The organism is Kumtagia sp., from assembly GCF_059502445.1.
In genome coordinates, this window is the sequence record NZ_JCACER010000019.1 from 68,335 (window position 1) to 94,627 (window position 26,293).

At 67.2% G+C, this 26,293-nt stretch carries 26 protein-coding genes, 1 tRNA gene and 2 pseudogenes; 26 read left to right on the forward strand and 3 right to left on the reverse strand.

Annotation, left to right across the window (positions count from 1 at the left end; translation table 11 throughout):
- The first annotated feature begins 2 nt into the window (after positions 1-2).
- Genes AC5JDC_RS08040 through AC5JDC_RS08060 form a run of 5 tightly spaced genes read left to right on the forward strand, consistent with a single transcriptional unit; the run spans position 3 to position 5,485 of the window.
- Positions 3-1,106 carry a glycosyltransferase family 4 protein gene (locus AC5JDC_RS08040; RefSeq protein WP_495840684.1) on the forward strand — a complete coding sequence of 368 codons (1,104 nt, stop codon included), beginning with the start codon at positions 3-5 and terminating at the stop codon, positions 1,104-1,106.
- Position 1,107: 1 nt separating this feature from the next.
- Complete coding sequence (locus tag AC5JDC_RS08045) at positions 1,108-2,238, forward strand: CgeB family protein (protein WP_495840685.1); 1,131 nt, start codon at positions 1,108-1,110, stop codon at positions 2,236-2,238.
- Positions 2,235-3,329, forward strand: a complete 1,095-nt coding sequence (locus AC5JDC_RS08050; protein ID WP_495840687.1) for a CgeB family protein — start codon at positions 2,235-2,237, stop codon at positions 3,327-3,329. The genes AC5JDC_RS08045 and AC5JDC_RS08050 overlap by 4 nt, the downstream gene beginning before the upstream one ends.
- Positions 3,326-4,429, forward strand: a complete 1,104-nt coding sequence (locus tag AC5JDC_RS08055; protein ID WP_495840688.1) for a CgeB family protein — start codon at positions 3,326-3,328, stop codon at positions 4,427-4,429. Before AC5JDC_RS08050 ends, AC5JDC_RS08055 begins: the two co-directional genes overlap by 4 nt.
- A gap of 15 nt (positions 4,430-4,444) precedes the next feature.
- Positions 4,445-5,485, forward strand: coding sequence for a UDP-glucuronic acid decarboxylase family protein (locus AC5JDC_RS08060; protein WP_495840690.1), 1,041 nt, complete (start codon positions 4,445-4,447; stop codon positions 5,483-5,485).
- 16 nt (positions 5,486-5,501) lie between these two features.
- Here the strand turns inward: AC5JDC_RS08060 and AC5JDC_RS08065 are convergent, their stop codons facing one another.
- Complete coding sequence (locus AC5JDC_RS08065; RefSeq protein ID WP_495840692.1) at positions 5,502-7,424, reverse strand: hypothetical protein; 1,923 nt, start codon at positions 7,422-7,424, stop codon at positions 5,502-5,504.
- Here AC5JDC_RS08065 and AC5JDC_RS08070 point away from each other — a divergent pair.
- The 6 genes from AC5JDC_RS08070 (at position 7,381) to AC5JDC_RS08095 (ending at position 13,352) form a co-directional block, all read left to right on the forward strand.
- Positions 7,381-8,484: an inositol-3-phosphate synthase gene (locus AC5JDC_RS08070; protein ID WP_495840694.1), complete on the forward strand. Its 1,104-nt coding sequence runs from the start codon at positions 7,381-7,383 to the stop codon at positions 8,482-8,484. The genes AC5JDC_RS08065 and AC5JDC_RS08070 overlap by 44 nt on opposite strands.
- Positions 8,481-9,077, forward strand: a complete 597-nt coding sequence (locus AC5JDC_RS08075; RefSeq protein ID WP_495840696.1) for a histidine phosphatase family protein — start codon at positions 8,481-8,483, stop codon at positions 9,075-9,077. Before AC5JDC_RS08070 ends, AC5JDC_RS08075 begins: the two co-directional genes overlap by 4 nt.
- 79 nt (positions 9,078-9,156) lie before the next feature.
- Positions 9,157-9,915: a TIGR04290 family methyltransferase gene (locus AC5JDC_RS08080; protein ID WP_495840698.1), complete on the forward strand. Its 759-nt coding sequence runs from the start codon at positions 9,157-9,159 to the stop codon at positions 9,913-9,915.
- Positions 9,912-10,862: a glycoside hydrolase 5 family protein gene (locus tag AC5JDC_RS08085; RefSeq protein WP_495840700.1), complete on the forward strand. Its 951-nt coding sequence runs from the start codon at positions 9,912-9,914 to the stop codon at positions 10,860-10,862. The genes AC5JDC_RS08080 and AC5JDC_RS08085 overlap by 4 nt, the downstream gene beginning before the upstream one ends.
- Positions 10,863-10,867: 5 nt before the next feature.
- Positions 10,868-11,923, forward strand: coding sequence for a polysaccharide pyruvyl transferase family protein (locus tag AC5JDC_RS08090; RefSeq protein ID WP_495840702.1), 1,056 nt, complete (start codon positions 10,868-10,870; stop codon positions 11,921-11,923).
- The gene (locus AC5JDC_RS08095; RefSeq protein ID WP_495840704.1) at positions 11,895-13,352 is read left to right on the forward strand and encodes a Coenzyme F420 hydrogenase/dehydrogenase, beta subunit C-terminal domain; all 1,458 of its coding nucleotides are present in this window, start codon (positions 11,895-11,897) and stop codon (positions 13,350-13,352) included. Before AC5JDC_RS08090 ends, AC5JDC_RS08095 begins: the two co-directional genes overlap by 29 nt.
- Positions 13,353-13,862: 510 nt before the next feature.
- On the opposite strand, the gene AC5JDC_RS08100 is transcribed toward AC5JDC_RS08095, so the two are convergent.
- Positions 13,863-14,360: a YciE/YciF ferroxidase family protein gene (locus AC5JDC_RS08100; protein ID WP_106773015.1), complete on the reverse strand. Its 498-nt coding sequence runs from the start codon at positions 14,358-14,360 to the stop codon at positions 13,863-13,865.
- Between the two features lie 249 nt (positions 14,361-14,609).
- On the opposite strand from AC5JDC_RS08100, the gene AC5JDC_RS08105 reads away from it, so the two are divergent.
- Both AC5JDC_RS08105 and AC5JDC_RS08110 read left to right on the forward strand, forming a co-directional pair.
- On the forward strand, positions 14,610-14,834 hold the full coding sequence (locus tag AC5JDC_RS08105) for a KTSC domain-containing protein (protein ID WP_495840707.1): 225 nt from the start codon (positions 14,610-14,612) through the stop codon (positions 14,832-14,834).
- 186 nt (positions 14,835-15,020) lie between these two features.
- A complete protein-coding gene (locus AC5JDC_RS08110) occupies positions 15,021-15,329 on the forward strand; it encodes a hypothetical protein (RefSeq protein WP_106773016.1) in 309 nt (102 codons plus the stop codon).
- Between the two features lie 44 nt (positions 15,330-15,373).
- Here the strand turns inward: AC5JDC_RS08110 and AC5JDC_RS08115 are convergent.
- Positions 15,374-15,463: transfer RNA gene (locus AC5JDC_RS08115), tRNA-Ser, on the reverse strand.
- A gap of 374 nt (positions 15,464-15,837) precedes the next feature.
- On the opposite strand from AC5JDC_RS08115, the pseudogene rplU reads away from it, so the two are divergent.
- From rplU to AC5JDC_RS08180, 13 genes and pseudogenes are all read left to right on the forward strand, one after another.
- Positions 15,838-16,257, forward strand: a pseudogene (gene rplU, locus AC5JDC_RS08120) (50S ribosomal protein L21); the annotation flags it as partial.
- Between the two features lie 28 nt (positions 16,258-16,285).
- Positions 16,286-16,555: a 50S ribosomal protein L27 gene (rpmA, locus tag AC5JDC_RS08125; protein WP_106773018.1), complete on the forward strand. Its 270-nt coding sequence runs from the start codon at positions 16,286-16,288 to the stop codon at positions 16,553-16,555.
- A 117-nt stretch (positions 16,556-16,672) separates the two neighbouring features.
- The gene (locus AC5JDC_RS08130; protein ID WP_165816090.1) at positions 16,673-17,260 is read left to right on the forward strand and encodes a GNAT family N-acetyltransferase; all 588 of its coding nucleotides are present in this window, start codon (positions 16,673-16,675) and stop codon (positions 17,258-17,260) included.
- 217 nt (positions 17,261-17,477) lie between these two features.
- Complete coding sequence (obgE, locus tag AC5JDC_RS08135; protein WP_106773020.1) at positions 17,478-18,512, forward strand: GTPase ObgE; 1,035 nt, start codon at positions 17,478-17,480, stop codon at positions 18,510-18,512.
- 243 nt (positions 18,513-18,755) lie between these two features.
- A complete protein-coding gene (gene proB, locus AC5JDC_RS08140) occupies positions 18,756-19,895 on the forward strand; it encodes a glutamate 5-kinase (protein ID WP_495840711.1) in 1,140 nt (379 codons plus the stop codon).
- Positions 19,896-19,898: 3 nt separating this feature from the next.
- Complete coding sequence (locus tag AC5JDC_RS08145) at positions 19,899-21,182, forward strand: glutamate-5-semialdehyde dehydrogenase (protein WP_495840713.1); 1,284 nt, start codon at positions 19,899-19,901, stop codon at positions 21,180-21,182.
- Between the two features lie 47 nt (positions 21,183-21,229).
- Complete coding sequence (locus AC5JDC_RS08150) at positions 21,230-21,493, forward strand: CopG family ribbon-helix-helix protein (RefSeq protein ID WP_495840715.1); 264 nt, start codon at positions 21,230-21,232, stop codon at positions 21,491-21,493.
- On the forward strand, positions 21,490-21,792 hold the full coding sequence (locus tag AC5JDC_RS08155) for a type II toxin-antitoxin system RelE/ParE family toxin (RefSeq protein WP_495840717.1): 303 nt from the start codon (positions 21,490-21,492) through the stop codon (positions 21,790-21,792). The genes AC5JDC_RS08150 and AC5JDC_RS08155 overlap by 4 nt, the downstream gene beginning before the upstream one ends.
- A 29-nt stretch (positions 21,793-21,821) precedes the next feature.
- Positions 21,822-22,427 (forward strand): nicotinate-nucleotide adenylyltransferase, encoded by a 606-nt coding sequence (locus AC5JDC_RS08160; RefSeq protein WP_495840738.1) that lies wholly within the window; start codon positions 21,822-21,824, stop codon positions 22,425-22,427.
- Positions 22,428-22,665: 238 nt separating this feature from the next.
- Positions 22,666-23,961: an MFS transporter gene (locus AC5JDC_RS08165; protein WP_495840719.1), complete on the forward strand. Its 1,296-nt coding sequence runs from the start codon at positions 22,666-22,668 to the stop codon at positions 23,959-23,961.
- 276 nt (positions 23,962-24,237) lie between these two features.
- Positions 24,238-24,615: a ribosome silencing factor gene (gene rsfS / locus AC5JDC_RS08170; RefSeq protein ID WP_106773024.1), complete on the forward strand. Its 378-nt coding sequence runs from the start codon at positions 24,238-24,240 to the stop codon at positions 24,613-24,615.
- A gap of 72 nt (positions 24,616-24,687) precedes the next feature.
- On the forward strand, positions 24,688-25,170 hold the full coding sequence (gene rlmH, locus AC5JDC_RS08175; RefSeq protein WP_495840721.1) for a 23S rRNA (pseudouridine(1915)-N(3))-methyltransferase RlmH: 483 nt from the start codon (positions 24,688-24,690) through the stop codon (positions 25,168-25,170).
- A gap of 360 nt (positions 25,171-25,530) precedes the next feature.
- Positions 25,531-25,818, forward strand: a pseudogene (locus tag AC5JDC_RS08180) (GIY-YIG nuclease family protein).
- The last annotated feature ends 475 nt before the right edge of the window (positions 25,819-26,293 follow it).

Genomic DNA, 26,293 nt, shown 5'->3' on the forward strand with positions numbered 1-26,293 from the left:
CCATGCTCCAGCGCCTGACCCGCCAGCGCCGCCGCATCCTCATGACCGTCGATGTAGTCGGCGGCGTCTGGCAGTACGCGCTGGGATTGGCGGCGCAACTGGCCGAAGCCGGCCACACGATCATTTTTGCCGGACTGGGACCGCTTCCGGCCGACGGGCAGCGGCGGCAGGCCGAGGCCGTCGCGACCGTCACCTGGCTGCAAACACCGCCGGACTGGATGGCGGCCGCCGAAAGCGAGCTCGACGGGCTGCCGGACGAGCTGGCGCGCCTCGCGCGCGACCACGCCGCCGACCTCGTCCATCTCAACGCGCCGGCTCAGGCGGCAGGCCTGTCGCTGCCCTGCCCCGTCGTCGTCGTGTCGCATTCCTGCGTGATCACCTGGTTCCGCGCCGTGCAGGACACCTCGCCGCCCGCTCCCTGGTCCTGGCACGAGCGCCGCAACCGTGCCGGCTTCCGCCGCGCCGACATGGCCATCGCTCCAAGCGAGAGCCATGCCAAGGCGCTGACCGCCTGCTACGGCGAGCTGCCGCGCCTCGAGGTGGTTCACAACGCCGTCGCTGCCGTCGACCACGAGGTGCCGCGCGAAAACGTAGCCTTCGCCGCCGGACGCTGGTGGGATGCCGGCAAGAACGGACAGGTATTGGATGCAGCCGCTGGCGAGACCGCGTGGCCGATCCTGGCCGCCGGTCCCGCAACCGGGCCGAACGGCGATGCGTTTGCCTTCCGGCACGCGACCCCGCTCGGCTCGCTTCCCCACGACGAGACCCGGCGCCGAATGGCCGCTGCCGGCATCTTCGTCTCGCCGTCGCTCTACGAGCCTTTCGGCCTCGCCGCCCTGGAAGCGGCGCAAGCCGGAACCCCGCTGGTGCTGGCCGACATCGCCACCTATCGCGAAGTGTGGGCGGACGCCGCCCTGTTCTTCCCGCCCCGCGACGCATCCGCGCTGGCGGACACGCTTGACCGTCTGGCCCGGGACGCCGCCCTCCGGCGTAGCCTCGGCGCCGCGGCGCTCCGGCGTGCCGGCCGCTACACCATGGCCGGGCAGGCGGCCGCGATGAACGCCGCCTACACCGAAGCCGCCGCCATCCATGCGGGGAGCCGCTGACATGCGCTTCCTCTTCTACACGCACTCGCTCGTATCCGACTGGAACCACGGCAACGCGCATTTCCTGCGCGGCGTCATGCGCGAATTGGTCTGGCGCGGCCACGACGCTGTGGCGCTGGAGCCGGAAGACGGATGGAGCCGCGCCAATCTGCTGCGCGACGCCGGCGAGCCGGCGCTGCAGCGCTTCGCCGCGGACTTCCCGGAGCTGGCCTCGCGCACCTACGGCGCCGGCTTCGACCATGAAAGCGTGCTGGCCGACGCCGACGTGGTCGTCGTCCACGAATGGACCGACCCCGCCCTCGTCGCGCGCATCGGCAAGGCACGCCGTCATGGCGGACGCTTCACGCTGCTGTTCCACGACACCCACCACCGCGCCGTGTCGCAGGCTTCCGCCATCTCGGGCCTCGCGCTCCACGACTACGACGCCGTCCTTGCCTTCGGCGAGACGCTGCGCGAGCGCTATTTGCGCGCCGGATGGGGCCGGCGCGTCCATGCCTGGCATGAGGCGGCCGATGTCAGTCTGTTCCGGCCCCGCCCCGAAATCGCCCGGGACGCCGACCTCGTATGGATCGGCAACTGGGGCGACGGCGAACGCTCGGCCGAGATCACGGAATATCTGGTCGAGCCGGCGCGGCGGCTCGGCCTGTCGGCTGTCGTGCACGGCGTCCGCTACCCGGCGAAAGCCCTGGCGGCGCTGGCCGAGGCCGGCATCGCCTATCGCGGCTGGCTTCCCAACGCCGACGTGCCCGCCGCCTTCGCCCGCCATCGCGTCACCCTGCACATCCCCCGCCGCCCCTATGTCGAAAGCCTTCCCGGCATCCCGACGATCCGCATGTTCGAGGCGCTGGCCTGCGGCATTCCGCTCGTCTCGGCGCCCTGGGACGACGCCGAGAACCTGTTCCGTCCGGGCAGGGATTTCCTGTTCGCGCGCAACGGCGCGGAAATGACGTCGCTGCTGCGCGACATGCTGCACGACACCGGTCTCGCCCGCTCCCTCGCAAAGCACGGCCGCGAAACCATCGAGGCGCGCCATACCTGCGCGCATCGCGTCGACGAGGTGCTGACCATCCTGGGGCAATGCGGCAGCGCCCGCGTTCTCGACCAACTGGCACCGAAGGAGGCCGCCCAATGAAGATCGCGTTCTACGGATCGAGCCTGCTGTCCTCCTACTGGAACGGCGCCGCGACCTACTACCGCGGGCTGCTCAAGGCCCTCGCGGCGCTCGGCTACGACATCACCTTCTACGAACCCGACGTCTACGACCGGCAGAAGAACCGCGACATGGAGGCGCCCAGCTGGTGTTCCGTGGTGGTCTACGAGCCGACGCCGCGGGCGCTGATGCAGGTCACCGCGAGGGCGGCGGATGCCGATATCGTCGTCAAGGCGAGCGGCGTCGGCTTCGAGGACGAGGCGCTCCTGCTGGAAGCGCTGCGGCACACCCGGCCGGACGCCCTCACCATATTCTGGGATGTCGACGCGCCCGCCACCCTGGCGCAACTCGGGGACGAGCCCGACCATCCGCTGCATCGGGCGCTGCGCAAGCTCGACCTCGTCCTCACCTATGGCGGCGGCGACCCCGTCGTCTACGCCTATCGCGCCATGGGGGCGAGCCATTGCATTCCCGTCTACAACGCCCTCGATCCGGACACCCACCATCCCGTCGGGCCCGACAAGCGCTTCGCCTGCGACCTCGCCTTCCTGGGAAACCGGCTGCCCGACCGGGAGAAACGCGTCGAAGAATTCTTCCTCGAACCGGCGGCCGGCCTGCCGGACGGCCGCTTCCTCATCGGCGGCTCCGGCTGGGACGACAAGCCGATGCCACCGAACGCGCGCTGGATCGGCCATGTCGGCACCGGCGACCACAACGCCTTCAACGTCACGCCAAAGGCCGTGCTCAACATCAGCCGCGACAGCATGGCGAGCAACGGCTTCTCCCCCGCCACCCGTGTCTTCGAGGCGGCTGGCGCCGGCGCCTGCCTGATCAGCGACGCCTGGCTCGGCATCGACCATTTCCTCAAGCCGGACGAGGAAATCCTGGTCGCCCGCGACGGGCGGGACGTCATCGACATCCTGGCGGACCTCACGGACGACAGGGCGCGCGCCGTCGGCGAGGCGGCACTGCGCCGCGTGCTCGCGGACCATACCTACAGCCACCGCGCGGCGCTCGCCGACGAGATCTTCCGCCGCTTCGCCAAACGCTCGCCGGTGGAGGCCGCCGCGTGATGGCCCCGCTCGACATCGTCTTTCTCGGCCTTTCGCTGTCGTCGTCCTGGGGCAACGGCCATGCCACGACGTTCCGCGCACTTTTGCGGGGCCTGCACCGGCTCGGCCACAGGCTTACCTTCCTGGAGCGCGACGTCGCCTGGTATGCCGACAACCGCGATCTGCCCGACCCCGATTTCTGCGACCTCCGCTACTATCGTTCCGTCGCCGGCCTTTGCACCGACCATCGGGAGCGGCTGCGGTCGGCCGACGTGGTCGTCGTCGGCTCGTTCGTTCCCGAGGGAGTCGCCGTCATCGACACCGTGGCGCCGCTCTGCGCCGGCAGCTTCTGCTTCTACGACATCGACACGCCGGTCACCCTGGCAAGGCTCGCGGCGGGCGACCGCGACTACCTGGCCGCCCGCCAGGTGCCGCTGTTCGACACCTATTTCTCCTTCACCGGAGGCCCCACCCTCGAACGCCTGAGAAAGCAATTCGGCGCCCGCCGCGCCGAGCCGCTGTACTGCTCGGTCGACGAGGGACGCTACGCGCCGACCGGCGAGCGGCCGGTCTGGGAACTCGGCTATCTCGGCACCTACAGCCCGGACCGCCAGCCGACGCTGGAGCGCCTGCTGATCGACGTCGCGCGGCGCATGCCGGACCGCCGCTTCGTCGTCGCCGGCCCGCAATATCCGGAGGGTCTGGTTTGGCCGCGGAACGTCGACAGGATCGCGCATCTGCCGCCTTCCGAGCACGCCTCCTTCTACAGCAGGCAGCGCTACACCCTGAACGTCACGCGGGCGGACATGATCGCGGCGGGCTGGTCGCCGAGCGTGCGGCTGTTCGAGGCCGCCGCCTGCTTCTGCCCCGTCATCAGCGACCGCTGGCCGGGCCTCGACGATTTCTTCCCGCTCGGCGAAGCGATCCATGCAGCCGACGGCGCCGATGATGTCTGCGCTGTTCTGACGGAAGAGGCCGAGAGCCAGCGCCTGGCCCTTGCCGAAAATGCGCGGAAGCGGGTGCTCGCGTCCCACACCGGGCTGGCGCGGGCGCGGGAGCTCGTCTCCTGCCTGACGTCCCCTTCCCGCGACAGCAGGTCCGCCGCGCCGCAGGCGGCCTAGTTTCAGGAGGAGCGAATGCCTCGTTCGATGGAATTGCAAACGGCGCTCGTCGCCGGCGGCGCGGGCTTCCTCGGCTCGCATCTGTGCGAGGCGCTGCTGGCCGAGGGCCAGCGGGTGATCTGCGTCGACAGTTTCGTGACGGGCAACCGCAACAATCTGCGATCGATCCGCGATCACAAGCAGTTTCAGCTCCTGAAGCACGACATCTGCCAGCCGCTCGAACTGCGTGCGCGCGTGGACCGCGTCTACAACCTCGCCTGCGCCGCCTCCCCGCCACACTACCAGGCCGATCCCGTCCACACGATGCAGACCTGCGTTGTCGGCACGCTCAACCTGCTCGATCTGGCGCAGCGCCACGGCGCGCGGTTCCTGCAGGCGTCGACCAGCGAGGTCTATGGCGACCCGGAGATGCATCCGCAGAAGGAGAGTTATGCCGGAAGCGTGAACTGCACCGGCCCGCGCGCCTGCTACGACGAAGGCAAGCGGGCCGCCGAGGCGATGTGCTTCGATTTCCTGCGCGCCGGCCGCGCCGAGGTTCGGGTGGCGCGCATCTTCAACACCTACGGGCCGCGCATGCATGCTGAGGACGGCCGCGTCGTCTCGAATCTCGTCGTCCAGGCGATGAAGGACGAACCGCTGACCGTCTATGGCGACGGCTCGCAGACGCGGTCCTTCTGCTACGTCTCCGACCTCGTCGACGGCCTGCATCGGCTGATGGAAATCGAGCTGCGGCCCGACGGCCCCGTCAATCTCGGCAATCCGGCCGAGTTCACGGTGCGCGAGCTCGCCGAACTGGTCCTCGACCTGACCGGGTCGCGCTCGCGCATGCGCTTTCTGCCACTGCCGGTCGACGATCCCAGGCGCCGGCGTCCCGACATCGGCCGCGCCGGCAGCTTTCTCGGCTGGAGACCGGTCACGCCGCTGCGCGAGGGACTGCTGAAAACCATCCGGCATTTCCGCGAAACAGAAATCGAAGGCGATGCGGAATCAACTGAAGCGCGCTCAATAAGAAGCAGCGCTGCCTCCTCCAATTTAGCCGCACTTACCTCGCGATAAATACAATCCGGTTCCATCAGTGCGGCTGCCGCAAATGGCGCAGAAGCTTGTCCGCATAGGACGCCGCGCAGCTTTTTGTCTCGCCGGTCGAAGGCTCGGCCGTCGACCACAGGCCAAGCTGGAAGGCAAGATAGCACGGAAGCATGGCCGCGATCATGGCGCCATCCACATCCACGCCGGCACGGTCCAGTTCGCGCCGCACTGTCCCGATCTCGCCCTCCGTCAGATTGTGCTCGACGATGGCGCCGGCAACGTCCCAGGCGATATCCTGGCAGCCGATCAGGTCGTGCGCCTCGCAATGGTCGACCGCGTCGATCTTCAGAAAGCCACTCCCCGTCGCCAGCCACTCCCAGCCATGCAGGCGGTTGTCGGTGCGGACGCGGCGGACGCGATCTTCGAGCGAAGCCACGCCGGACAGGCGACGCTCGAGTGCCGAGCCGGCTTCGGCGCCGAGCGCCTGCGAGGTGTTCCAGACCGCCATGTCGCGCAGCTTCTCCAGCGAGGCGCCCACGCCCGGCTCGGCCAGACACTTGCTCCGGCACGCCAGATAGGCGCCGAGCACCTTGAGCAAGACCTTGCGATCGCAAGGCGTTTCGCCGAGCGGTCGCCCCTCGACCCATTTCTGAACAAGAAAGCCGTGGCAGAGGCCAGCCGTCTCGGGTCCGAATCCGGCGTGTGCCAGCGCCCGGGCGTCACAAAACTTTCGCTCGCCGACGTCGCTAAGGCCGGCGAACTTGATCAGCCAAAGACCTTCGGCATTGTGCGCCAGGAATTTCCGGCGCGCGAAGCGCGTGTCGATCGGCTGTTGCTTCACGGCTGCGATGCACGGTATCGCCGACACTTCCCGCAACGGCCCGCCGAGCGGACCGAGCGTCTTCTCTACCCAGCTTCGCAATCCGCCTGCGCCTGAAAGGATGTCGTGCCGGCCTGCCGGGTGGCGCCGGACTGCATCCCAGACCGAACGCGTTTCCGCGGAGGCTTCCGGCCCCGGCTGCCCGCCATGGCTCGGGAAAAAATGGATGCGGCTCGCCGCAACGCCGTGCCCCGACAGCCATCGCGCCACGCTCGCAAAGGAGCTGCCCGACCGACCCGGTCCTTCGTCGACGATGGCGAACTGCACCTCCGGATCGGCGGCATGAGGCTCGATCAGCTCCGCGTCGGCGCGGACCTCGCGATCGTAGGGATGGCCGGCCGGCCGCAGGCTGATCGCCGGCGCCGCCCCGAGCGCGGCGGCAACCAGCGCTCCGAGGCCAACGCCTATGCTCCTGATCCCGATCGCGACCGTGTTCGCCGCCAGGCCGGAAGCCTGCGCGGCCTCAAGATAGCTCTCCGGATAGAGTGCGTAGTGGGCAAAACCTTCCGCGGTACGCGTCTTGATGACATCGCCACCATGGCTTTGCCGCAGCAACTCCGACAGCCCGCCGGCATCGACGTCACCATCAAAACGTTGCCGCCACGAACGGTCGATCGCCGCCGCCAGGTGCAGCAGCAGCATCGCCCCGCTTTCCCGCGTTGGGGACCGCGCATCCTTGCCCAGCCGGTCGAATTCCGCGTCGGCGACACCCTGCACCAGTTCGGCCGCGCGGATGAAGGCGCTCACCAGGGCGGCGTGCCGGTCGATGCCTCCAGGCATTCTCTCTACACGCCGCAGTGCGCTGGCGAGCGACGCTTCGACGTCGGCCGCCCGTTCAATCCGTTCGAGGTCGCCATAGACGATCATGAAATCCGCCAGGTCCGGGACTCGTCCAACCTGTGGATGCCGGGTTTGATCCAGTCCCGCCGGCTCCCGTCGAAAAGCGGAGGAACATTCCTTCGCTGTGCTGGTTCGGCCACGAGAAATGTCCCGGCCCTCGGTGGTCGTAAGGACCGGCCTTCGTCCGCCGCAAGGAAGAATGATGACGCGCAAGAAAATCCGCATCGGCATCGTCGGCGTCGGCAACTGTGCCTCGTCGCTGGTGCAGGGCACCCGCTTCTACCGGGACGTCTGCGACAACGAACCCGTGCCGGGTCTGATGCATGTCGAGCTCGGCGGCTATCGTCCCGAGGATATCGAGGTCGCCTGCGCCTTCGACGTGGCGAACGGCAAGGTCGGCAGCGATGTCGCCGACGCCATCTTCGCGCCGCCGAACAACACCGCCCGTTTCGCCTCGGTTGAGCCGACGGGAGTTGAGGTGCGACGGGGGCCGACGCTCGACGGCATCGGTAAATATCTGCGCGGTCCGATCGAGGAATCCGACACGCCGGAGGTCGACGTCGCGGAAGTCCTGCGCGCCACCGAGACGGACATCCTCGTCTCCTACCTGCCTGTCGGCTCCGAACGTGCCACCGCCTGGTATGCCGAGCAGGCGCTCGCCGCGCATTGCGCGTTCGTCAACTGCATTCCGTCCTTCATCGCCTCGCGGCCGGAATGGTCGGCCCGCTTCGCGGAGCGCGGCCTGCCGCTCATCGGCGACGACATCAAAAGCCAGGTCGGCGCCACCATCGTGCACCGCATGCTGACCAATCTGTTCCGCGAGCGCGGGGTGCGGGTCGACCGCACCTATCAGCTCAATTTCGGCGGCAATACCGACTTTTTGAACATGCTGGAGCGCGAGCGCCTGGAATCGAAGAAGATCTCGAAGACCCAGTCAGTCATGAGTCAGCTGGAGGTCCCCTTGGAGCCCGACAACGTGCATGTCGGTCCGAGCGACCACGTGCCCTGGCTCGCCGACCGCAAATGGGCCTATATCCGCCTGGAGGGCACTACCTTCGGCGGCGTCCCGCTCAACGCCGAGCTGAAGCTGGAGGTTTGGGATTCGCCGAATTCCGCCGGCGTCGTCATCGACGCCATCCGCTGCGCGAAACTTGCTCTCGACCGCGGCATCGGCGGCGCGCTGGAGGGTCCGTCGAGCTACTTCATGAAGTCGCCGCCGCGGCAGTTCACCGACGCCGAGGCGCGCCGGCGCACGCTCGACTTCATCGCCGGCGAGCAATCGGAATCGCTGAAGGCCGCGGAATGACGACGACGTTCTTCCTGTTGCGGCATGCCGCGCATGACGATGTCGGCCGCTATCTCGCCGGCCGCGCGCCCAATGTCTCGCTGGGACCGGACGGACGCGCCCAGGCGCGGCGGCTCGGCGAACGGATGTGCCGCGAGAATTTCGTCGCGATCTATTCGAGCCCGCGCGAGCGGACGGCGCAGACGGCCCGCGCCGTTTCCCTGCACTCCGAGATCGGCCCCGTCGAGTTGCGCGACGAACTCGACGAGATCGATTTCGGGCCGTGGTCGGGCAAGACTTTCGTCGAGCTCAATCAGGATCCGGCATGGCGGGACTGGAACAGCCGGCGTGCGGTCGCGGTCACCCCCACCGGCGAGAGCATGCAGGACGTGTGCGGCCGCGTCTGCGCCTGCATGGCCGACCTGCGCAAGAGACACGCCGGCGAAGGCGTCGTGCTCGTCAGCCATGCCGACGTCATCAAGAGCGCGGTCTGCCATGTCCTCGGCCTTACCGCCGACGGCGGCTTCCGCTTCGACATCGAGCCCGCCTCCATCAGCGTGGTGGCGATGGGCGACTGGGGCGCCAAGCTTCTCAGGCTGAACGAGGGCGTGTGATGTCAATCGACGCGAACGGCTGCGCAGCGTGCGGATATCCCGCGCGCCCAGCCCGCTCGCCCGCGTGGAGAGCCCGGCCATGAGCATGTCCGACCAGGCGGTCCGCCGCCGCATCGAGGAACTTGGGCCTTGGTTCCACAACATCGAGCTGGGCGGGATTTCCACGGCACCCGATCATTTTCTCGGCAATTATCCTTACATGAAGTGGCGCAAGTTCGCGCACGCCATCCCGGCCGATCTCACGGGAAGGACCGTGTTGGATATCGGCTGCAATGCCGGCTTCTACTCCATCGAGATGAAGCGCCGCGGCGCCGAGCGCGTGCTCGGCGTCGATTTCGATGAGACCTATCTCGCGCAGGCGCGCTTCGCCGCTGAGATCGCCGAGGCGGACATCGAGTTCCGAAAGCTCTCCGTCTACGACGTGGGCTCCCTGGGCGAGCGCTTCGACATCGTCCTGTTCATGGGCGTCCTCTATCATCTGCGGCACCCGTTGCTGGCCCTCGACCTCATCCGCGACCATGTCGTCGGCGATCTTATGGTGTTCCAGTCGATGCAGCGCGGCAGCGGCGAGGTGGCTGCCCTCGACGAGGACTATCATTTCTGGCGCAAGGATCTGTTCGACGAGCCCGGCTTTCCAAAACTGCACTTCATCGAGCATCGCTACGCCAACGATCCGACCAACTGGTGGATTCCCAACCGGGCCGGCATGGAGGCCATGCTGCGCAGCGCCGGCTTCGTCATCGCCGCGCACCCTGAGGCCGAGGTCTACATCTGCCGGCCGGCAGGAGCGCCGGCCGGCGAGGGCGCCGTCTATCCAGCCAGAGGAGCGAATAAATGATCGAAGCGGCAATGATCTGGAACGAGCCGAACAACAAGTCCCACTGGGACCCGGAACTCGACCCGGACTGGAGCCGCTACGCCGAGATGGTGATCCTGGCCGCCGATGCGATCGCGCGAGAAAATCCGGATGTGACGAAGGTCCTCGGCGGTATCTCGCCGATCGATCCTGCGTTCATGACCCGCATGAAGGAATTCAGCGTGCTTGACCGCGTCGATGCGGTTGCCGTGCATGGCTTCCCGCTCGACTGGAACCTCTGGCAGGTCCACGAATGGCCGCGGAAGATCGGCGAGATTGGCGCCGTGACCGACCTGCCGATCTGGGTCAGCGAGGTCGGCATCTCCACCTTCGGCGCCGAGGAAATCCAGGTCTGGGGGCTGAAGCGCACCGCCGAGTTGCTGCTCGGCAAGGCGCCGCGGGTGCAGTGGTACAGCCTCTACGATCTGCCGATGGCCTGGGGCGCGACGACCCGTCACCGGGAGGCTGAGGGATCATCCTACTACCGGCATTTCTACATGGGCCTGCTGCGCGAGGACGGCACGCCGAAGCCCGCCCTCGAAACCTTTGCCGGCCTCACCCCCGAGATGGGACTGGTGCAGTGGTTCCATTTCGAAGACCCGCGGCTGGACGAGGCCGTCGCCTGGATGAAGCGGCTCGGCGTCACCTATGTCCGCACCGGCCTCTCCTGGGCCGACAGCTTCCGGCCTAACGCGCTCGACTGGTTCGACCGGCAGATGCAGGCGCTCGCCGATTTCGACGTGACGGTCACCTTCTGCTTCACCCCGGAGCACCGGGGCCTGATGCCCCACCACACCAGCCCACCGCTGGTGCCCGACGAGTTCGCCCGCTTCTGCGGCGACATGATCCGCCGATACGCGCCGGCGATGCCGACCAGTTCCGCGGACATGCGGCAGGGCCCGCCGCTCGGCCTCGTGGCGGCCCGGTAAGACGGATGCCCCTCTCGCGCAAAATCGGCGTGCTGACCTTTCACCGTTGCATCAATTACGGATCCTACTGGCAGGCCCGCTGCCTCGTCGACGGTCTCCGCTCGATGGGACACGACGCCGTGCTGCTCGACCATCATTCACCGCTCGTGAACCGGCGCGAGTGGCGATGCGCGCTGCGGCCGCAGGTCGACATTCCCGGCGACACCGTCGGCTACGTGTTGAAGACACGGTTGTTCTTCGAGGCTTTCGACAGGCTCCCATGCTCGGCGCGCTTCGATCTCGACGACCCTTCTGCCCTCGCGCAATTCGACCGCATCGTCGTCGGCAGCGACGAGGTCTGGAACCTGCGGCATCCGTGGTATGGCGGCCATTCCATCTTCTATGGTGTCGGGCTCGAGCCTTGCCGCCTGGTGTCCTATGCGGCAAGCTTCGGCAATTATGATGCGGCGGAGGGGCTGCCGTCGCCCTGGACGGACCGACTCGCGACCTTCAGGCGGATATCCGTACGCGACGGCAACAGCGCCAGAATCGTCCGCGACGCGCTCGGCTCCAATCCCGAACTGGTGCTCGACCCCTGCCTGCAATTCCCGCCGGCGGCCGAGCCGGTCGCTGCCGACACGCCCTATGTGGCTGTCTACGGCCACTCCTTCCCCCGCTGGTTCACGGCGATGGTCCGGACCTGGGCCATTTCGATGGGCTATCGGCTGCTGAGCATCGGCTACCGCAACGCCTGGGCCGACGAGCAGCGCATCGCCGCGGGGCCGGAAACCTTTGCGCGCCTGATGGCCGGCGCCGCGGCCGTCGTCACCAACTTCTTCCACGGCTGCGTGTTCTCGCTGTTCAACGCAAAACCCTTCGCCTGCGTCTCGTCGGACTATCGCGCGAACAAGCTGCGCGACCTGACGCAGCTGCTGGGAGCCGGCAACCATCTGGTCGACGAGCATTCCGCCGGCGCGTCCATTGCGGGCCTGCTCGGCGCTCCGCTCGAAGGCGGCATCCTCTCGCGCATCGAGAAGCTGCGTCGCAGGTCGCATGACTATCTCCGCGAAGCCCTCGCCTGAACCGGCGGCCGCCGCGCCTCATGGCCGGCCTGTCGGCCCCCGCGACATCGTTGCGGCCGGGCTGTGCATCGGCTGCGGCAGTTGCGTCGCGCAGAGCGGTGCTCCCGACGCCGCCATGCGATGGGACCGCTATGGCCAGTTGAAACCCTCGGGCGGCGGCTGGCGGAAAAGGCCTTCGGCCGGCTTCACCCGGACCTGTCCGTTTTCCCCCGGCGCGCGCGGCGAGGACGAGCTGGCCCTGCTGCAATTTCCAACGGCCAGGCATGCGGACCCCCAAGTCGGCCGCTTCGAGGCCGCCTATGTCGGCAATGCGGCCGAGGCGGGTTTCCGTGCCGACGGCAGCTCGGACGGCATGGTCAGCTGGGTCGCCGCAGAACTGCTGCGGCGCGGGCTGGTGGACGGCGTGGCGCACGTGACGGCGGTGCGCGAGCCGCAGCGCGAGCAGCGGTTCTTCCGCTACACGATCTCGCGGACCGAGGCGGATGCCCGCGCCGGGTCGAAGTCGCGGTATTATCCCATCGAACTGTCCGCCGTGCTGGAAACGATCCGCTCTACCCCCGGACGCTACGCGGTGGTCGGCATTCCCTGCTTCATCAAGGCCGTCAATCTGCTGCGCCTGGAGGACGATATTTTCCGCGAGCGGATCGCCTTCACGCTCGGCCTTTTCTGCGGCCACATGAAGAGCGCGCGTTTCGTCGAGAGTTTCGCCCTGCAGATGGGCGTCGATCCCGCCGCGATCGCCGGCGTCGATTTTCGCGCAAAAAATCCGGATCGCCCGGCCAATTGGTACACCGCGCAGCTGACGCTCAGCGACGGAAGCGTCCACCGGAAGGACTGGTGGCATCTCGTCGATGGCGACTGGGGTTCCGGCTTCTTCCAGAACGCGGCATGCAATTTCTGCGACGACGTGGTGGCGGAGACGGCCGACATCTCGTTCGGCGACGCCTGGGTGGAGCCGTATTCGTCGGATGGCCGCGGCACCAACGTGGTCGTCGTCCGGTCGCCAGCACTGAACCGCCTGCTCAGCGAGGCTGCGACCGAAGGACGTCTCGACCTGCGCGAGGTCGACGGCGATTTCGTCGGGCAGACGCAGGCCGCCGGCTTCCGGCAGCGGCGCGAGGGATTGTCGTACCGCCTGCGGCTGCGGCGCTTCCCCTTTCGTCTGCGCAAGAGGGTGTTCGACGACCCACCGCCGATCGAGCTGCGGCGCAGGCTGGTCTATCGCCTGCGCGGAAATATTTCCGCCTGGAGCCACCGCGTGTTCGGGTTGGCGCGGGGAACCGGGCTGCCCTTCCTCTATCTCGGTTGGGCGCGCGCCGCGCTGACCTTGTATCATGGCCTGGTCTATTCCCGGGATCGTTGCGGGTATGTCTTTGATTTGCTGCTGGGGAGAAGGGAGGCGCGGCGACGGCAGGACAGAGACGGGTGAGAGACTGCCCGGCCGATCGGGCCGCGCCGGAAGTTCATACAATCAGGAACAAACATTTATTGCGGAGGTTTGGGAGGCTCGTTGTCTGCGAGAAGTCCCATGCCTCCTGCCTCTCGAAACGGTCTGCCGTGGTCGCGGGGGGATGTCCGGCAGCTTCGACGGATGGCCGCGGCGGGAATGACGGCGGAAGACATCGCCGAGGCGCTGCGCCGGACGAGGATCGGCGTCAAATCGAAAGCGATGTCGTTGGGACTCGCATTGGGACCGCGCGACCAGGGTCCTGCGGAGCGGAGTCGCGTCAAGCTGAAACGGTCCCGCAAGCCGGATTCCGTCTCGGCATCCAAGCGATTACCGGAATGAACCAGTTGCCGCATTCTTCAGCGGATATTCTTCTTCTCTTCCCGCCGATCGCGCATGCTCTGCCGCCCGCGAGCGAAACGTCCGAGGCCTCGGTGTGCGAAACGGCTGTCGCGGCGCCGCTTGCCGCACGGCGCCGGTTGGCTTGGGCAATCAGGCTGCCTTGGCCATCTCATTGGCGGAGGCATCGGCAAGCCCGGTGAGCGCCTCATCGGTCGCGGACTCTTCGTCGAGCGTCTTGTCGAGCAGCTTGACGGCGTCCTTCATTCCGAGAACCTCGGCCCAGCGCTTCAGGGTGCCGTAACGCGTGATCTCGTAATGTTCGACGGCCTGGGCGGCCGATATCAGCCCAGCATCGAGGGCCGGCGTTCCCTTGAATTCCTCGGTGATCTCCTCTCCCTCCTCGATGATGCCATCGATCGCGGGACAGGTCTTTCCCTGGGCGCGCTTGCCGAGAATCTCGAAGACCTGCTGCAGCCGTTCGACATGGCCCTCGGTCTCGTCCTTGTGCTTTTCGAAAGCCGCCTTCAGCTCGGCCGACGACGCGGCGCGCGCCATCTTCGGCAGTGCCTTCAGGATCTTCCTCTCAGCGTAGTAGATGTCTTTCAGAGTATCGTGGAACAGATCGTCCAGCGTCTTTTCTTTTGCCATGGGAGTTTCCTTCGAAGCCAGAGTTCATTCACGAGCGTTGCAATGCAGAACCAGAAAGCTCCGACGATTGAAAAGGTTCCTGATCTCTGCACGCCCGAGCTTGGCCTTTGCTTTGCTGGCAAACGAACGGCACGGGAGCTGGCGACGCACTGAAACGGATGGCGGCGCCGGCTTCGCCTGGCCGCCTGGCTTCCCCGGAACGGAAGCGCCTCTCGACGGTTGGCTTGGGCAAGCGTTTTGGAGCGCACGGTGCCGTCCACCGCCATCCGCAGGACCGACTACGACCCGGAAAGCCACAAGCTCTCCGTCTGGTTCGTGCCGAGCGGTGACCGTTACGAATATGAGGGCGTCGAGCCCGAGATCTACGGCGCTTTCCGGCGCGCACCGTCCAAGGGCCGGTTCTTCAACGCCTTCATCCGCGACCGCTACAGCTACCGCCTGGTCGAACGGGGAAAACCCGGTTCCGGCGGATGAGAAAGGAACTTGGCAGCCCCGTGACGAGAGATCGCCGCTGCTGAGTGAATTGCGCGGCGTCGGCCGGCGCGGGCGGAGGGTGGAACGGAATTACGCTGGCGACATTGTGCTCCGGCAGCGTTTTCGGCCTCTCCGCGTTCTAGCGGAGACGAAAGGGCGGAGGGCGCCGGCTTTGAGGAGAAACCGATGAACGTCGCCAACTTGCAGCTCGAAGGCATGATGATGGCGCTCGCCGCGCTCAACAACCTGCTCGTCCACAAGGGTGTGCTGTCGATCGACGAGATCGACCGCGCCCTGCGCACGGTCGAGGCCGACATCACCGGCGACGAGCGCCTCTACGAGGACATGACGCCGGCCAACCGCGACGCCGTCTGCTTTCCGCTCCGGCTGCTGATGATGGCGAACCAGGCGCAGTCCGAGACCGGCGTGCCGGGCTTTTCGGAGTTGGCGAAAATGGTCGGCAGGACCAAGGGATCCTACAACGACCAGATGTAGGGTTCGGGCGACGCCGCAATGACATTTCCGGGTAGCGTGAACGCTGGCGGAGAGGGGGGGATTCGAACCCCCGATACCCTTGCGAGTATGCCGCATTTCGAGTGCGGTGCATTCAACCACTCTGCCACCTCTCCGCGGGGCGTGGTCCGCCTTGCGGCGCGGGCACTAGATAGCGGCAGCCCTCGCCGGATACAAGGGCCTATCTGCGCCCCTGCCCGCACGAAGCGAGCCCTGCCCGCAAGGCAGCGTCTTCGCTCGATACGAGGGGCCCGCACGCGATCCCGACCTGAAGTCGGAGCAACCAAAAACCTGCCCGGTGCAGCGGGATTGGCACCAAAACCGGCCGGTTTGCCTTGACTTGCGCCGGCCGTTCCGCTAGGGACAGCACATCTCCGGCGTGGGGCGTTCCCCGCGCTGGTTTTTGTTTGAACCCATAACGACTGACAAAAAGACGGCTAGATCGCCTGAAGGCGCTCGAAATGCCGGACCGAACAGCGAAAGGCAAGAAATGTTCGCAGTCATCAAGACCGGTGGCAAGCAGTACCGCGTTGCCGCCAACGACGTGATCACCATCGACAGGCTTGCCGGCAATGCCGGTGACGTCGTCGAGTTCGGCCAGGTGCTGGCCTTCGGCGAAGGCGACAGCGCCACCTTCGGCGCTCCTTTCGTGGAGGGCGCGACGGTGACCGCGGAGCTGCTCGAGCAGGGCCGCGCCGCCACCGTCATCGCCTTCAAGAAGCGCCGCCGCCAGAATTCGCGCCGCAAGCGCGGCCAGCGGCAGCTGGAGACCACGGTGCGGATCACCGAGATCCTCACCGGCGGGGCCAAGCCGGCGAAGAAGGCAGCCGCCAAGGCCGCCGCTGAGCCAGAAGCCGCCGAAAAGCCGGCCAAGGCTCAGAAAAAGACTGAAGCCGCTGGCGAATCCGAGTAAGTATTAGGACCGAAGGAGCAAAACCATGGCACACAAGAAGGCTGGCGGTTCGTCGCGTAACGGTCGCGATTCGGAATCCAAGCGCCTCGGCGTGAAGAAGTTCGGCGGCGAGGCCGTGCTTGCCGGCAACATCATCGTGCGTCAGCGCGGCACCACCTGGCACCCGGGCACCAATGTCGGCATGGGCAAGGACCACACGCTTTTTGCGCTGCAACCCGGCGCCGTCCAGTTCAACAAGAAAGCCAACGGCCGAACCTACGTATCGGTCAACCCGATTGCCGAAGCCGCGGAATAGCCGGATCCGCACCACAACACCGGCGCCCCATCTCGGGAACCGGTGTCTGGCAAGGCCAGAAAAGGATCAGGGGAGATGGGCCGCCATCTCCCCTTTTTCTTTGGCTGGAGGACTGCCATGGTTGCCGAGAAGGAAGACAGCGAAGACGAAAGTCTGGCGATCGACCGCCCGACGCTTCACACCGAACGTCTCGTCCTGCGCCGTCCCAACGAGGCGGACATTCCCGCTCTCGTGGCGCTGGCCGACAACCGCCACGTCGCCGAGATGCTAGCGCGCATGCCGCATCCCTATGGCGGGGCCGAGGCACGCGCCTTCCTCGCCATGGCCGGGGCCAGCCGCGCCGGCGCCGTCTACGCGCTGACGCTTGCCGGCGGCGGCACGTTTATCGGCTGCGCGGGGCTGAACGCCACCGACCGCGGGCTGGAGCTCGGCTACTGGATCGGCGAACCCCATTGGAAGCAGGGTTACGCCACCGAGGCGGCGCATGCGCTGGTCGACCTCGGCTTCCACGCCACCGGCGTCAACGTGCTGCACGCGTCCTGCCGGGTCATCAACCCGGCGTCGCGCCGCGTCATCCACAAATGCGGCTTCCAGTATGCCGGCCAGGGGATGATGAACTCGCTGGTGGCCGGCCAGGTGCCGATCGAGCGCTACCGCCTCGACCGCAAGACCTGGGCGAGCCTGCGGAACTGGGCGCTGAGCTGAGCGCCGGACCCTCCCCTCGAGGGGAGGGTCCGGCCGCAGGCGGGGGAGGAGTTGTTTCGGCCAAGCTCGAACATTTCTTTGCGTCGAGCACTGCCGCCCCGACCCCACCCGGCCGCTTCGCGGCCACCCTCCCCTCACGGGGGAGGGAAACCCTCGCGCTCGGCAGAACTTTCCGCTAGAGCAGGCCCGTCCGAAGAGCCGCCAGAACAAAAGAACCATGAAATTTCTCGATCAGGCCAAAGTCTACATCCGCTCCGGCAACGGCGGCGCCGGCGCGGTGTCGTTCCGGCGCGAGAAGTTCATCGAGTTCGGCGGTCCGGACGGCGGCGACGGCGGGCGCGGCGGCGACGTCTGGGTCGAGGCGGTCGACGGGCTGAACACGCTGATCGACTACCGCTACCAGCAGCATTTCCGCGCCAAGACCGGCGTGCACGGCATGGGCCGCAACATGACTGGCGCCAAGGGCGCCGACGTCACCCTGAAGGTGCCGGCGGGCACGCAGGTCTATGCCGACGACAACGAGACGCTGATCTGCGACCTGACCGAGGTCGGCCAGCGTTTCCGCCTCGCCTCCGGCGGCAATGGCGGCTTCGGCAACCAGCATTTCAAGACCTCGACCAACCAGGCGCCGCGCCGCGCCAATCCCGGCCTGCCCGGCGAGGAGCTGACCATCTGGCTCCGTCTCAAGCTGATCGCCGATGCCGGGCTGGTCGGCCTGCCCAATGCCGGCAAGTCGACCTTCCTCGCCGCCGTCAGCGCGGCAAAACCGAAGATCGCCGACTATCCGTTCACCACGCTGCATCCCAATCTCGGCGTCGCCCGCATCGACGCCCGCGAATTCGTCGTCGCCGACATTCCCGGCCTGATCGAGGGCGCGCATGAGGGTGTCGGCATCGGCGACCGGTTTCTGGGCCATGTCGAGCGCACGCGCGTGCTGCTGCATCTGGTCTCGGCGCAGGAGGAGAGCCCGGCAAAGGCCTACAAGACCGTGCGGGCCGAACTCGCCGCCTATGGCCACGGGCTGGCGGAGAAGCCGGAGATCGTGGCGCTGAGCCAGGCCGATACGCTCGATGCCGACACGCGCAAGAAGAAGGTTTCGGCGCTGAAGCGCGCCGCCGGCCGTGCGCCGCTGCTGCTTTCCGCCGTCACCGGTGAAGGCGTCGAGGTAGCGCTCAGGGCGCTGATCGCCGAGATCGAGGATGCCCGCCAGGCGGAAGCACCCGCCGAGCCCGATGTCCGGTGGCAGAGATAGCTGCGGCTTGTCGATGACCGCGCCTCTTCGCACCCCCCTCTGGCCTGCCGGCCATCTCCCCCGCAAGGGGGGAGATCGGACGGCCGCTTTGCTTTCGCCAATCGCCGGCGGTGCCGGAAGGGCGGTAGGCGCGAAGCTGCCGATCTCCCCCCTTGCGGGGGAGATGTCCGGCAGGACAGAGGGGGGTGCGAAGGAACGCGATGTTCTGCGCGTTTCTCGCCATCGCAAATCTGCGAGTGTTGCATGACCACCCTCTCCCTCAAATCCTACCGCCGCATCACCGTGAAGATCGGCTCGGCGCTGCTGGTCGACCGCGAAAGCGGGCTGAAGCGCGGCTGGCTGGACTCGCTTGCCGACGACGTATCGGCCCTTGCCGCCGGCGGAGCGGAGGTGCTGGTCGTGTCCTCCGGCGCGATCGCGCTCGGCCGTACCATCCTGGCACTGGGCAAGCGCGCGCTGAAGCTGGAGGAGAGCCAGGCCGCCGCCGCCGTCGGCCAGATCGCGCTGGCCAGCGCCTGGGCCGACGCGCTCGGCCGCCACGGCCTGCGCTCCGGGCAGATCCTGCTGACGCTGGGCGACACCGAGGAGCGCCGCCGCTATCTCAACGCCCGCGCCACCATCTCCAAGCTGCTGGAACTCAAGGCTGTGCCGGTGATCAACGAGAACGACACGGTCGCCACCACCGAAATCCGCTATGGCGACAACGACCGGCTCGCCGCCCGCGTCGCCACCATGATGGGAGCCGACCTGCTGGTGCTGCTGTCCGACATAGACGGGCTCTACACCGCCCCGCCGGCCCGCGATCCGCAGGCACAGTTCATCCCCGTGGTCGAGCGCATCACCCCCGACATCGAGGCGATGGCCGGCGCCGCGGCCTCCGAGTTGTCGCGCGGCGGCATGCGCACGAAACTCGACGCCGGCAAGATCGCCACGCTCGCCGGCACGGCGATGATCATCGCCGCCGGCACGCGGCAGAACCCGCTGATGGCGATCGAGCGCGGCGAGCGCGCCACCTTCTTCAAGCCGAGCGCCAATCCGGTGAAGGGCTACAAGACCTGGATCGCCGGCCAGCTCGAGCCGGCCGGCCGGCTCACCATCGATGCCGGAGCGATCGGCGCGCTGATGGCGGGAAAATCGCTGCTGCCGGCCGGCGTAAGGCTGGTCAGCGGCAATTTTTCCCGCGGCGACACGGTGGCGATCCTGACGCCGGAAGGGCGCGAGGTGGCGCGCGGGCTGGTTGCCTACGACGCCGCCGATGCCGTAAGGATTGCGGGGCTGAAGACCGCCGAGATCGAAGCCGTGCTTGGCTACGAGGCACGCTCGGCGATGGTGCATCGCGACGACCTGGTGGTCCGGGAGCGCGAAGAAGCAAGTCAGGATTGAGCCATGCTGAACAGGCACGACGCGAACGACACGATTGCCATCATGGCCGAGATCGGCCGCAAGGCGCAGGCCGCCGCCCGACCGCTGGCGCTCGCACCGGCCGAGCAGAAGCGCAAGGCCCTGATTGCCATGGCCGACGCCATTTTGCGCGACGAGCCGAAGATCCTTGAGGCCAACGCCATTGATATGAAGAACGGCGAGGAGGCGAAACTGTCGCCGGCGATGATGGACCGGCTGAAGCTGACGCCGGCGCGCATCAAGGCGATGGCCGAGGGCGTGCGTGCCATCGCCGAGCTGCGCGACCCGGTCGGCGACGTCATCGCCGAATGGGACCGCCCCAATGGGCTGCACATCGAGCGCGTCCGCACGCCGCTCGGCGTCATCGGTGTGATCTATGAGAGCCGCCCCAATGTCACCGCCGACGCCGGCGCGCTGTGCCTGAAGGCCGGCAACCCGGTGGTGCTGCGCGGCGGCTCGGATTCGCTGAATTCGTCCGCCGCCATCCATGGCGCGCTGGCAAGGGGGCTGACCGAGGCCGGCCTGCCGGCCGACGCCGTCCAGCTCGTGCCGGTGGCCGACCGCGCCGCCGTCGGCGAGATGCTGAAGGGTCTGTCGGGCAATCTCGACGTGATCGTGCCGCGCGGTGGCAAAAGCCTGGTGGCGCGCGTGCAGTCGGAAGCGCGCGTGCCCGTCTTCGCCCATCTCGAGGGGCTCTGCCACGTCTATGTCGACCGCTCGGCCAAACTCGATATGGCTATTCCGTTGATCGTGAACGCAAAAATGCGCCGCACCGGCATCTGCGGCGCGGCCGAGACGCTGCTGGTCGACCGCGCCGTCGCCGATACGCACCTGACGCCGGTGCTGGACGCGCTGGCCGAGGCCGGCTGCGAGATCCGTGCCGATGCCGAGGTGCTGAAGCTCTATCCCGCCGCGAAGCCGGCGAGCGAGGCCGACTGGTCGACCGAATATCTCGACGCCATCATCTCGGTGAAGCTGGTCGACGGCATCGGCGGCGCGATCGAGCACATCGAGACCTGGTCGTCGCACCACACCGAGGCGATCCTCGCCGAGGACGGGGCGGCGGTGGAGCGCTTCTTCAACGAGCTCGACTCTGCGATCCTGCTGCACAACGCCTCCACCCAGTTCGCCGACGGCGGCGAGTTCGGCTTCGGCGGCGAGATCGGCATCTCCACCGGCAAGATGCATGCGCGCGGGCCCGTCGGCGTCGAGCAGCTCACCTCGTTCAAGTACCGCGTGCGCGGCACGGGGCAGGTGCGGCCCGGCTGATCGTATGCCACTTGGTCGGCTCGTCGATTTTGTGATACATTGTGCACATGAAACCACATCTCTCCGAGACGGTGACCGTGCGGCTCAGCGGCGACACCAAGGCGAAGCTCGCCGAATTGGCCGATCATACGCGGCGGACGAAATCGTTCCTCGCGGGCGAGGCGATCGCCGACTATGTCGAGCGTGAACTGGCGATCGTGGCCGGGATCCAGCGCGGGCTGGACGACATGGCCGCCGGTCGGGTGACGCCGCACAAGCAGGCCATGCAGCGCATCAGGACCGCGATCGACCGCGCGCAGACGGAAAAATGAGAGAGGTCGGCTGGTCCGACGACGCTCTGCAGGACTTCGAATCGGCGATTCTCCATATCGCGCAGGAGAGCAAGAAAGCAGCTCTGCTGGTCGCCGAGCGGATCGAGACGGCCATAGACCGCCTGGGAGAGATGCCGACCGGTCATCCGGGACGCGTGAGGGGCACCTACGAAAAAGTGGTTTTGAAGACGCCCTATATCGTCGCCTACGCCCTTTCAGAACGGCGTGTCACCATCGTGCGCATCATTCACGGCGCGCGCGACTGGACAGACGATACCTGGCCGGGCGTCGCCCGGTGACATCCTCGGTCGCGAGCCGCTACCTCGCCATGCCGCATGTCGAGAAGGGCATGCAGGTCGGCCTGTTCGGCGGCTCCTTCAACCCGCCGCATGCGGGGCATGCGCTGGTCGCCGAGATCGCGCTGCGGCGGCTGGCGCTCGACCAGCTCTGGTGGATCGTCACGCCGGGCAACCCTTTGAAAAACGGTCGTGATCTGGCGCCGCTCGGCGAGCGCATCCGGCTCTCGGAAGCGCTCATGCACGATCCGCGCGTGAAGGTGACGGCCTTCGAGGCCGCCCACAACGTGCGCTACACCGCCGACACGCTGGCGCTGATCAAGGCACGCAATCCGGGCGTCGACTTCGTCTGGATCATGGGCGCCGACAATCTGCGCGACTTCCACCGCTGGCAGCGCTGGCGGCAAATTGCCCTTACTTTTCCGATAGCTGTCATCGATCGCCCGGGCGCGACCCTGTCGTTCCTGTCCTCGGTCCTGGCGAAAACCTTCGACCATGCGCGCATCGACGAGGCGGACGCGCCGCGGCTCGCACGCAGCAAGGCGCCGGCCTGGACCTTCATCCACGGCCCGCGCTCGTCGCTGTCCTCCACCGCGATCCGCGCGAATCGCACTGGCGAGGCGGAAAAAGGGGGATAGATGTCGCCCCGCGCGCCACGCCGGCCACGTGAAATCATTGCGGAATCAACTGCCCGGCTGAACGCAGGCACGAAAAGCCGCGCTTTTGTGTTCACATGGCCGCCGGGCGCCGCCACGGCCGGTCGTTTCCTCGGCAAAGCGCGCCGCAATTGCGTCGAAAGCCGGCCTCGACGCACGCTCGTCCGGCGATGTCGCTTTTGCAGCGTTGCGGCGACCGCGGCTCGGGCACTTTCGCGCCATGGGCGACACGCTTCTCACTGCCGGCGGGACAAGGGCTGTTGCCGGCAGGGGACCGGCGCCGCTGGTCGCCATCACCAGCATCATCCTGTCGATGACGCTGCTGGCGGTCGGCAACGGCCTGCTGTTCGCCTATGTGCCGGTGCGGCTCGGCGCCTCGGGCTTCGCGCCGACCTGGGCCGGGCTGATCCTCACCGGCCTGTCGGCCGGCGGGCTGGTCGGCTGCCTGCTGACCGGCCAGCTGGTGCGCCGCGTCGGCCATGCACGCGCCTTCATGACCTACTCGGCGCTGATCATCCTGGCCAACACGCTGATCACCGCCGGCATCGACCCGGTGCTGTGGATCGCCTCGCGCGCCCTCTACGGCTTCGCCATCAACAGCCTGTTCATCGTCGCCCAGAGCTGGCTGAACGACGCGGTCGGCAATGCCATCCGCGGCCGCGTCATGGCCGCCTTCTACATCTGCTACGTGGTCGGGCTTGGGCTGGGCTCGCTGGCGCTGGCCTTCATCGACATCGACACGCCGGCGGCACCGATCGTCGCCGTCGCCTTCGCGGCGCTGTCGATCATTCCGGTCGGGCTCACCAGCCTGAGGCCGCCGCCCCCGCCGGAATCGGCCAGCCTGGCCATTGGCCGCGCCTGGCGCATCTCGCCGGTCGGCATCGCCGGCATGCTGGCGGTCGGCGGCCTGTCGATGATGGTCGCCGGCTTCGCGCCGATCCACGCCACCGCCAGCGGCTTCGGCAAGGACCAGGTGTCGGTGCTGATGGTAGCCATGCAGTTCGGCACCATCCTGTTCCAGCTGCCGCTCGGCTGGCTGTCGGACCGTACCGACCGCCGCTATGTGCTGGTGGGAACGTCGCTGCTGGTGGCGCTTGCCGGCCTCGCCGCCAGCCAGACGGCCGGCGTTCCGTTCCTGTGGATCGTTGTGGTCTTCGTCATATGGAGCGGCGCGACCGAGACGATCTATTCGATCTCCAGCGCCCATGCCAACGATCGGGCGGGCCAGGCCGACCTCGTCGCGCTCTCCAGCGCCATGCTGTTCACCTGGTCGTTCTCCGGCTTCATCGTCCCCGGCGTGGCGACGGCGCTCACCGCGCTCTACGGGACGGAGGCCTTCATGCATGTGGCGATCGTCATCGCCGTGGCGTTCAGCGGCTTCGTCGCCTGGCGCATCGCCAAGGCGCCGCCGGCGGCGGAACAGTCGGGCAGTTTCGCGCCGATGTCGGCGCAGGCCCCCCTGCCCGCCGAACTGGCCTTTCCGCAGGACGACGGCGCCGGACAGCCGGGCCGCTGACCTCGTTGCGCCACCCTGTCGGCTGCTGCTGCCACATCTCTCCTTTCGACCGGCGGAGGCGCAACGGATGGCAGCGTCGCGCGTTTCTCCGGCAAGATGCGGGCCACGAAGCCCCGTCTGGCGCCCGCAAAGCAAAAAGAGCGGAGACGACTGTCTTGAAACCTTAACCCAGCTGCGCCTATCTTCGGAGCATCCGCTGATTTGGCGGATGATTTGGTTGTTCCTGTCGCGAAAGGAAAGACACTGAGAACAGCACTGCGGAAGAAGGCATACCCCATGCCTTCGCCGGCCGGGATCAGCGGAATGGACTCCGTGTCCCGCGCCCTCGAAACAGTCCTTGCCAGTCTGGAAGACTCCAAGGCCGAAAACATCGTCTCGATCGATCTCCAGGGAAAGTCCAGCCTCGGCGACCACATGGTGGTGGCGTCGGGCCGCTCGCATCGTCATGTGGCGGCCGTGGCGGACCACCTGCTCAAGGCGCTCAAGGATGCCGGCTTCGGCAATGCGCGCGTGGAAGGGCTGGCGGCCGCCGACTGGGTGCTGATCGATTCCGGCGACATCATCGTCCACGTCTTCCGCCCCGAGGTCCGCGAATTCTACAATCTCGAAAAGATGTGGCAGACGCCGGACCTGGAGGAGGGGACGATCCACTGACCGGTTTCGGGCGTCGCGGCCAGGCGGCGCCGGGACTGGCGGCGGGCGGCCACCGCCTGTAAGCAGGCGGCGATGAAGATCGCCGTTTTTGCCGTGGGCCGCATGAAGGCCGGCCCCGAGAGGGATTTGGCCACGCGCTATCTCGACCGCTTCGCCAGGAGCGGTCCGGCGGTGGGCCTCGATTTCGCCGGCCTGACCGAGATCGCCGAGGGCCGCGGCGCAAGCGCAGCCGAGCGCGCCCGCGAGGAAGCGGAACGCCTGCTCGCCTTCGCCGACGACAAGGCCGCGCTGGTGCTGCTCGACGAGCGCGGCAAGACCTTCTCCTCTCCGCAGTTTGCCGAGCGGCTAGCCTCGCTGCGCGACGACGGCCGGCGCCTGGCGGTGTTCGCCATCGGCGGCCCGGACGGCCACGAGGAGCGCCTGCGCCAGCGGGCGGATCTGGTGTGGTCGCTCAGCGCGCTCACCTGGCCGCACCAGATGGTGCGCATCATGCTGGCCGAGCAGCTCTACCGGGCAACGACGATTCTTTCGGGGCACCCGTATCATCGGGCGTGAAGGGCGGCGGGTCTCGCGACTGTCTGTCCTTCGGAACCGATGGAGCGGTTTGACTGGTACAGCTTGGAAGTTCTTATGCGCCGCCGGAGCACTTCGCCACCGGTACGGCATGGATCCTAGGGTCTCCGCGACGGCCTTCGGCCTGCTTCGCCCTAGGATGACGAAGGCAATGGAGTTCGCGGTTAATCGCCAACGCGAGAGATTGGCGGAAACGCTTTTCACATTCGTCATCCTAGGGCGGAGCCGGAGCGAAGCGGAGGCGCAGACCCTAGGATCCATGCCGTACCGGTGGCGAAGTGCTCCGGAGACGCAGACACAGGTCGATCTTGCGTCGGCTCCCGGCCGAGCTACCATCCCGTCATGACCGGCTATGTCTACATGACCGCCAGCCAGAAGCGCGGCACCATCTATATCGGCGTGACCAACGATCTCGGCCGGCGCATGCCCGAGCACAAGTCCGGACAGGGTTCGCGCTTCTCGGCGCGCTACGGTGTCTAGCGGCTCGTCTGGTATGAAGAGTATTTCGACGTCCGCGACGCCATCCAGAGGGAGAAATCGCTGAAGCGGTGGCCGCGGCAGTGGAAGATCGAGCTGATCGAGAAGGCGAATCCGGAATGGCATGAGCTGTTCCGAGGACTGGGGTGGTAGGGCGTGCGAGGAGCACCCTCGCGAGATGGTGGTTGGCATCACGCCCGGAGATTCTCAACCGCCGGAGCATGTCACCGCCGGTACGGCATGGATCCTAGGTCTGCGCCTCCGCTGCGCTCCGGCTCCGCCCTAGGATGACGAAGGAAAAGGGCGTCTCCGCCAGTCGCCAACGTCGGCGATTGGCGGAGACGCCCACGAATTCGTCATCCTAGGGCGGAGCGCGAGCGCAGCGAGTGCGGAGACCCTAGGATCCAAGCCGTACCAGCGGCGAAGTGCTCCGGCGGTTGAGGCTTTTCATCCGGAGCCGCCGGCAGGACATCCCCAACAACCTCCACACCGCCCCTATTCTCGACAAGATCCTGTCCGAAACGGTGATCTGCGGGGCGATCACGGTATGGTTGATGGTCCGTTAACGACCGGGCCGCTAGATTGCGCAGCGTTTGGAGTGTGCGTTCCGGCAGCATGACAGAATCGG